The organism is Streptomyces sp. NPDC086777 (assembly GCF_040702065.1).
GTDB lineage: Bacteria > Actinomycetota > Actinomycetes > Streptomycetales > Streptomycetaceae > Streptomyces.
On sequence record NZ_JBFBJI010000052.1, the window covers coordinates 50749 to 58862 of the forward strand.

General features: G+C 70.6%; 7 protein-coding genes and 1 rRNA gene. 6 read left to right on the forward strand and 2 right to left on the reverse strand.

Annotated features, from left to right (window positions below):
• Positions 1 to 93 precede the first annotated feature (93 nt).
• The 5 genes from AB0472_RS41440 to AB0472_RS41460 are packed head-to-tail and all read left to right on the forward strand — an operon-like array spanning position 94 to position 6760.
• On the forward strand, positions 94 to 927 hold the full coding sequence (locus AB0472_RS41440) for a hypothetical protein (RefSeq protein ID WP_366364540.1): 834 nt from the start codon (positions 94 to 96) through the stop codon (positions 925 to 927).
• The gene (locus AB0472_RS41445) at positions 917 to 2257 is read left to right on the forward strand and encodes a hypothetical protein (RefSeq protein ID WP_366364541.1); all 1341 of its coding nucleotides are present in this window, start codon (positions 917 to 919) and stop codon (positions 2255 to 2257) included. Before AB0472_RS41440 ends, AB0472_RS41445 begins: the two co-directional genes overlap by 11 nt.
• Positions 2254 to 3813: an SCO6880 family protein gene (locus AB0472_RS41450; protein WP_366364542.1), complete on the forward strand. Its 1560-nt coding sequence runs from the start codon at positions 2254 to 2256 to the stop codon at positions 3811 to 3813. Before AB0472_RS41445 ends, AB0472_RS41450 begins: the two co-directional genes overlap by 4 nt.
• Positions 3814 to 3827: 14 nt before the next feature.
• Complete coding sequence (locus AB0472_RS41455; protein WP_366364543.1) at positions 3828 to 5246, forward strand: ATP-binding protein; 1419 nt, start codon at positions 3828 to 3830, stop codon at positions 5244 to 5246.
• An 11-nt stretch (positions 5247 to 5257) separates the two neighbouring features.
• The gene (locus tag AB0472_RS41460; protein WP_366364544.1) at positions 5258 to 6760 is read left to right on the forward strand and encodes a type VI secretion protein; all 1503 of its coding nucleotides are present in this window, start codon (positions 5258 to 5260) and stop codon (positions 6758 to 6760) included.
• Here the strand turns inward: AB0472_RS41460 and AB0472_RS41465 are convergent.
• Positions 6757 to 7323, reverse strand: a complete 567-nt coding sequence (locus tag AB0472_RS41465) for a GNAT family N-acetyltransferase (RefSeq protein WP_366364545.1) — start codon at positions 7321 to 7323, stop codon at positions 6757 to 6759. The two genes, AB0472_RS41460 and AB0472_RS41465, sit on opposite strands and share 4 nt — an antisense overlap.
• Before the next feature lie 95 nt (positions 7324 to 7418).
• Between AB0472_RS41465 and AB0472_RS41470 the strand changes: the two genes are divergently transcribed.
• Positions 7419 to 7967 (forward strand): isochorismatase family protein, encoded by a 549-nt coding sequence (locus AB0472_RS41470; protein ID WP_366364546.1) that lies wholly within the window; start codon positions 7419 to 7421, stop codon positions 7965 to 7967.
• 59 nt (positions 7968 to 8026) lie between these two features.
• Here the strand turns inward: AB0472_RS41470 and rrf are convergent.
• A 5S ribosomal RNA gene (gene rrf, locus AB0472_RS41475) occupies positions 8027 to 8114 on the reverse strand; the annotation flags it as partial.

Sequence of the window (8114 nt, forward strand, 5' to 3'; positions counted from 1 at the left end):
GTCGAGTCACCACACCGCGCCCGCGCGGGAACCAGCACGGCTACCGTCGTACTGCTACGCGTTCCGGTACGACGTGGAGGGGGAGTACCCGGCATGAGCCTCGGAGACGAGCCCGGTTACCCGGAGACCGGCCACACCCGCACCCGGCTGCCCGAGGGCGACCCGTACGGCGGCGCCTCCCGGCGCGGCGGCCGGTCCTCCTCCCGGAGCCTGGTCACGGTCGTCGGCGTGGTCGTCCTCCTCATCGCGGCGATCGCCTTCGCGAACAGAGGCGGCAACGACGGCGCCTCGGACACCAACTCCGGCCGCAGCACCGGCAACGGCGGCGGACCGGCCGCCTCCTCGACGGCGGCCAGCGGGACCAAGCCGGTGGAGACCAGAAGCAGCGGGATCCCGACGGGATACGCGCACACCCAGCAGGGCGCGCAGAGCGCGGCGGCCAACTACGCGACGGCGCTCGGCTCCGACGGCATGTTCATCACGGCCACCCGGCACGCGATCGTGCAGACCGTCGCCGACCCCGGCGTCATGAACAGCATGCTGTCCGGCTTCGACGCCGACTACTCGGCCGACTTCCTGAAGAAGGCCGGCCTCAACACCGACGGCACCGCCCCCCAGGGCAGCACCTTCGTCAACCGCACGCTGCCCGCCGGCACCAAGGTCACGGCGTACAGCGACGCCGCCGCCACCGTCGAGGTCTGGTGCAACGGTCTGTTCGGCATGGCCGGCGAGAAGTCCACCAACCCGGTCACCAGCAACTGGTTCACCATCACCATGAAGCTGAACTGGAGCGACGGCGACTGGAAGGTCCTGGAGTCCAGCCAGACGACCGGTCCCACCCCGGTGACCGGAGACAACCCCGTCTCCGGGACCGACGAGATCAGCAAGGCGGTCCAGGAATTCGGAGGGTTCACCTATGCCCGCTAGCCAGCACCGCGTGCTCAAGCTGACCGGCCTGGTGGCCTCCCTGCAGGCCTCCGCCGTCCTTCTGGCCGCCCGCGCCGCCGCGGCCCCGTCGCCCTCGCCGACCCCCTCCGCCACGCCGAGCAGCAACAACTGCGCCGGAATCACCGGCCCGTCCCTGCAACTCTGCGAGAGCGGCTCGGGCGGCGGCAGCGGCGGCTCCACCACCGACCCCCTCACCTCCACCCTCGACCCCCTCACCTCCCTCGGGCAGGGCTGCGCCAAGGCCGCCTCCTGGACCATCGACAAGCTCAGCGGCGCCGTCAAGGAGACCGCGAACGTCGACTTCACCAACGAGAAGTTCCTCCAGCAGTACGCCGTCGTCTTCGCCGCGTCGACGATCCTCACCCTGCTCCTGTGGCTGCTGGCCGTGGCCAAGCGCGCGGTACGAGGCGTCCCCCTCTCCACCGCCATCTCCGAAGCCATCGGCTTCCTCTGGCTCACCGTCCTGGCCTCCGCCTTCACCCCCCTGATCCTCTACACGGTCGTCTCCGCCACCGACGGCGTCACCGACGTCCTCGCGAGGACCACCGGCGACCAGACCGACACGTTCTTCGGCACCTTCTCCGGCGCCCTCAGCAAGGGCACCGACATAGGGGGCGGCCCGATCATGCTGATCGTCGTCTCCCTCGTCAGCATCCTCGCCGCCGGCGTCCTCTGGCTGGAGCTCGTCATCAGGGCCGCCCTGCTCTACGTCGGCGCCCTCCTCGGCACCGTCGTCTACGCCGGGCTCGTCGACAAGAACCTCTGGGGCCACGTCCGCCGCTGGGCCGGCATCATGATCGCCGTCATCCTCGTCAAGCCGGTCATCGTGATAGTGCTCGGCCTCGCCGGCGCCCTGTCCTCCGAGGGCGGCCCGGACTCCTTCTCCGCGGTCGTCTCCGGCCTCGCCATCATCCTGCTCGCCATCTTCGCCAGCGCGATGATCTACCGCTTCGTGCCCGGCTTCGGCGACGAGATCGCGGCCGGCCGCAGCAACCGCATCATGTCCGGCGCCGAGGGCAAGGCCGCCGCCGTCATCAGCAGCCCCGCCAACCTGGTCGCCCAGGGCATCAGAACCCACAGCGCCCGCACCGACAACAACGGCGGCGGGGGCGGCGGTTCCGGCGCCTCCGGAGCCCGCCCGGCCAACCCCGCCTCGGGCGGCGTCGCCGCGCACAGCACCCGCACCCCGAACGGTGGTGGCGGCGGAACTGTCCCCTCCGCCGCACCCGCACCCCGGGCGCCCAGCCCGGCGAACACCCCGCACGCCAGCAACACCCGCAACAACAGCTCGGGAGGTGAAGGGCGTTGACGACAGAGTCCCACCTGTCCCATCCGATCACGCCCCGCCGTACGTATCTCATCGGCCGCGCCAGGCCGAACGCGATCATCGGCAGGAACCGTGAGTCCGGCGAAATCGTGCTCATCATCGCGGGCGCGTTCCTCGGCATGATGTGCGGGCTCCTCGTCCCGGTGCTCTCCCTGCGGATCGTCCTCCTGATGGGCTTCCCGCTGATCGCGCTGGCCGCGGTCTACGTGCCGTACAAGCGCCGCACCTTCTACAAGTGGTTCGAGATCAACCGCAGTTTCAAGCGGACGCTGCGCAACGGCACCGTCTACCGCTCCACCGCGTCCGAGGCCGGCACCCGCCTCGACGGCCGCGAGGTCGAGATCGGGCCGCCGCCCGGCATCGGCCGCATCAGCTGGCTCGCCGCGCCCTTCGGCCCCGACGAGATCGCCGTACTCCTGCACGCCGACCGCAAGACGGTGACCGCGGCCATCGAGATCGAGGGCCCCGGCGTCGGCCTGCGCGACTCCGAGGACCAGGAAGCCCTCGTCGACCGCTTCGGCACCCTGCTCAAGCACGTGGCCAACGGCGACGGCTTCGTCACCCGCCTCCAGATGCTCGCCCGCACCCTGCCGGCCGACCCCGACGCGCACGCCAAGGACGTCGCCCAGCGCGGCGACGACAAGGCCCCGGACTGGCTGTCCCGCTCCTACGACCAGCTCCAGTCCATGGTCTCCACCAGCAGCGAGCAGCACCGCGCCTACCTCGTCGCCTGCATGCACTACTCCCGCGAACTGGCCGCCGAGGCCCAGGCGATGGCCCGCGCGTCCCGCCCCCAGGCCGGCCGCAAACTGGACCGTGACGCCGGTCTCGCGGTCGTCATGGCCCGTGAACTGACGGACATCTGCTCCCGCCTCCAGGAGGCGGACATCCGCGTCCGCCAGCCCCTCGGCCAGGGCCGCCTCGCCTCGCTCATCCACTCCATGTACGACCCGGACCACCCCATCGACCACATCCAGGCGATGACCCAGCGCAACGCCTGGCCGGCCGAACTCGACGCCATGGAACCCACGTTCCTCCAGGCGAAGACCCGCGAGTCCAGCACCCGCGAACCCTGGTGCCACGCCACGGCCTGGGTGAAGGAGTGGCCGATGACCCCGGTCGGCGTCAACTTCCTGGCGCCCCTCCTGGTCCACACCCCGGACGTCATCCGCACCGTCGCCGTCACCATGGACCTCGAACCCACCGAGGTCGCCATCGAGCGCATGCTCACCGAGAAGACGAACGACGAGGCCGAAGCCTCCCGCGCCGCCAAGATGAACCGGACCGTCGACCCCCGCGACATCGCCGCCCACAACCGCCTCGACCAGCGCGGCGAGGACCTGGCCAGCGGCGCCGCCGGCGTCAACCTGGTCGGCTACATCACGGTCTCCTCCCGCACCCCGGAGGCCCTCAACCGCGACAAGCGCACGATAAGGGCGTCCGCCGGAAAGTCGTACCTGAAGCTGGAGTGGTGCGACCGCGAGCACCACCGCGCCTTCGTGAACACACTGCCCTTCGCCACCGGAATCCGAAGGTAGAGGCTGATGCGCTGATGAGGGACCCGCTGTCCGTCCTCACCGAAGCCTTCACGTCCTTCCTGTTCGGGAAGGTCGAGACGACCCGCTCCCCGGTCCGCACCTCCACCGGCCAGGCCCAGGCGGTCTACCTCCCCACGGCCGCCCCCGGCCTCGGCGACTCCGGCGTGATCATCGGCCGCGAGGTGTACTCCGGCAAGGGCTACATCTACGACCCGTTCCAGCTCTACGGCCAGCAACTCCCCGCCCCGCACTGGCTGGTCCTCGGCGAGTCCGGCAACGGCAAGTCGGCCCTGGAGAAGACCTACGTCCTGCGCCAGCTCCGCTTCCGCGACCGCCAGGTCGTCGTCCTGGACGCCCAGGGCGAGGACGGCGTCGGCGAGTGGAACCTCATCGCGGAAGAGCTGGGGATAACCCCCATCCGGCTGGACCCGATGGCGGCACTGGACCACGGCATCCGCCTCAACCCCCTGGACCCGGCGATCACGACGACGGGCCAGCTCGCGCTGCTGCGCACCATCATCGAGGTCGCGATGGGCCACGGCCTCGACGAACGCTCCGGCTTCGCCCTGAAGGTCGCCCACTCCTACGTCAACGAGTCGATCCTCGACCGCCAGCCCGTCCTGACGGACATCGTCGAGCAGCTACGGCACCCCGAGCCCGAGTCGGCCGAGGCGATGAACGTCGCCATAGACGACGTACGGGCCTGGGGCCTGGACGTCGCCCTGGTCCTGGACCGCCTGGTCGACGGCGACCTGCGCGGCATGTTCGACGGCCCGACCACGGTCGGCATCGACCTCGACGCCCCGCTGATCGTCTTCGACCTCTCCCACATCGACCGCAACTCCATCGCCATGCCCATCCTGATGGCGATCGTCGGCGTGTGGCTGGAGCACACCTGGATCCGCCCCGACCGCAAGAAGCGCATCTTCCTGGTCGAGGAGGCCTGGCACATCATCGCCAGCCCGTTCGTGGCCCAGCTGTTCCAGCGGCTGCTGAAGTTCGGCCGCCGGCTCGGCCTGTCCTTCGTGGCCGTCGTCCACCACCTCTCCGACGTCGTGGACGGCGCGGCCGCCAAGGAGGCGGCCGCGATCCTGAAGATGGCGTCGACAAGGACGGTCTACGCCCAGAAGGCGGACGAGGCCCGAGCGACCGGCCGCGTACTGGGCCTGCCCCGCTGGGCGGTCGAGATCATCCCGACCCTGACCCCCGGCATCGCCGTCTGGGACGTCAACGGCAACGTCCAGGTGGTCAAGCACCTGGTCACCGAGACGGAACGCCCGCTCGTCTTCACGGACCGCGCGATGACCGAGTCGTCCAGCGACACCCTGCTGTCCGCGGACGACGCCCTGGTCGCCGCCGAACTGGAGGCGGAACAGCGGGCCGCGGCCTTCGTGGAGCAGCACCTCGGCGACTCCGAATCGACGGTGGCGTAGGGAGGCCGTTCGTGAGACCGGATCCTCGGCAGGAGCGCGATCAGCAGGGCGGCGGGATCCCCGACGGCCTGCTGGTCGGCATACTCGGGTTCCTGCTCGGCATCACGATCCTGGTGTGGACGGCGACGGGACTGGCCGCCTGGTTCGCCCACGGCGGCTGGCCGTCGACCGTCGACCTCTCCCACACCCCGCTCGCCATGCGCCACCTCATCGGCTCCCCGCACGACATCGCGGGCGCCTGGCCGGACACACCGGCGGACCGGCTGGCCGGCTGGGGACTGTTCTGGGGCCTGTTCATCGGCCAGCTGATGGTCCTGATCGTCCTCACCGTGTTCGTACTGGGGACGATCGCCCGGTGGCGGGCCGGCAGGAGCAGACGGGCGGCGACGGCGAAGAACAGGGGCGCGACCCCGGTTCCGGAGCCCAGCACCGAACCGGAGAGGGCCCAGGAGGCCCATCAGGCGGCCTTCCAGGAGACTCTCCAGGCCCCGGCGGTCCCCGCAACCACCGCCCCCACCGCGGAGCCGGAGCACCCCCTGGAGCACCTCCGCCCAACTCCGGCCCCCGCCAACGGTGACCGGCCGGGCGCCTGGACCAGAATCCACGTCGCACCGCGGGAGAGCCGCCGGGTGACCGCGACCCAGGCGATCCAGGACGCGCTCGGCCCCGCCCTCGTCGTCACCTCGAACCCCGCTCTCTGGTCGGAGACGAAGGACGCCAGGGCCAAACTCGGCCCCGTCCTCCTCTACGACCCGAACCACCTCTGCGACACCCCCGCCCGCTTCCACTGGTCTCCCACGGCCCACTGCGAGGACAAGCCGACCGCGATCCAGCGCGCCCGCGCCCTCCTCGCCCCGGTCCGCCCCACCGCGAAGATCGACCAGACCGTCACGGACACCGCCGAGACCCTCCTGCGCAGTTATCTCCACGCCGCCGCCCTGGAGAGCCGTACGGTCCGCCACGTCCACCGCTGGGCGCAGGGCACCGGCGTCCAGGACGCCGTACGAACCCTCCGCACCCACCCGAAGGCCGCCCCCGGCGCCGCCGGCGAGCTGGAGGCCGCCCTCACCTCCCATCCCGAACGCCGGGACATCGCCCAGGAGTTGACGGCCAGGGCACTCGCCGCACTCTTCACGGTCAACATCCGCGAGGCCTGCACACCCAACCGAAACGATGCCCTCGCCCTGGATTCCTTCGTCGCCGAAGGGGGCACGCTTTATGTGGTCGGTGAATCCATCGAGGACCCCAGGACCAACCCCGGCGCGATGCCCCTCCTGACGGCCCTCGTCTCCAGCGTGGTCGAGCACGGCCGGCGCATGGCCGAACGGTCATCCTCCGGTCGGCTCGACCCACCACTGACCCTGGTCCTGGACGACGTGGCGGCCGTCGCCCCGCTGCCCCAGCTCCCGGACCTGCTGGCCGGCGGCACCGACCAGGGCCTGCCGGCCCTCGCGCTGCTCCGCTCCCACGAACAGGCCCGTTCCCGCTGGCCGCACCGGGAACTGCCGGTCTAGGCCGACCACTCCAGAACGAACTCGAACTCCCGCTTCCCCGCGTCCGCCTCCAGCTGCACGCTGACCCCGCTCGGCACGAACCCGGCCTTCCGGTAGGCCCCTTGGGCCCGCGGGTTGTCCTCGTGCACCAGCAGCCGGACCCGCTGCGCCCCACGCTCCCTCGCCCACGCCACACCGGCGTCGAACAACTCCTTCACCAGCCCGCTCCCCCGGTGCCCGGGCCGGACGAACACCCCCACCACATGCCCCTGCCGCCGCTCGACCGGGAACCCGGCCCAGTCCACCGACCCGGCCTCCTCGATCAGCACGGTCACGGTCCCGGCCCACTCCCCGTCCGCCGTCTCCGCGATGAACTGCCGCGCACCGCTCGGCTCCGCGGCCGAACGCGCCGCCCGCTCCCGGTAGAAGGAGTCCGGCCGCCTCAGGGCGTCGTCATAGGTCTCCAGAAAGGCGATGTCAGCCACCGGATCCCGCAAGGCGACGAGACGCAGCCGCTTGACGGCCTCCCACTCGTCGGCCCGTATCGCGCGAACCACGTGATCACCGCTGGTCGTAGGACTCATACGGCCACGCTAACGCCCACCGCCCACCGCACTCACCTGGTTTCCCGGTCGCTTCGTCGGTCGGTGTGTCAGTGCCTCGGTCTACGGTGGGCCTCATGACGACTCTCCCGAACCGCCCGAACACCGCGCTGCTGATCGTGGACGTGCAGAACGGTGTGGTGGACAGCTCCCACAACCGCGACGAGGTCATCGCCAACATCAACACCCTGCTCGCCAAGGCCCGTTCCGAGGCGATCCCCGTCGTCTGGATCCAGCACTCCAGCGACGAACTGAAGCCGGACAGCGCCCCCTGGCAGTACGTCCCGGAGCTCGTCCGCGAAGCCACAGAGCCCCTCGTCCACAAGCGCTACGGAGACTCCTTCGAGGACACCGTGCTGGAGTCCGTCCTCGCCGGGCACGGCGTGGGCCGCGTGGTGGTCACGGGCGCCCAGACCGACGCCTGCATCCGCTCCACCCTGCACGGCGCGATGGTCCGCGGCTACGACGCGACGCTGGTCGCCGACGCACACACCACGGAGGACCTCACCGCGTACGGCGCGCCGGCCCCGGAGCTGGTCGTCTCGCACACAAACCTCTACTGGAGCTGGCAGGAGGCCCCGGGCCGAAAGGGCGGCACGGTCCAGACCGCGGAGGTCGCCTTCTGACTTTCCGTACAACGCAAAAGAGCCCCACACCGTGAGGTGTGGGGCTCTTTTGAATATTTGTTCGGCGGTGTCCTACTCTCCCACAGGGTCCCCCCTGCAGTACCATCGGCGCTGTGAGGCTTAGCTTCCGGGTTCGGAATGTAACCG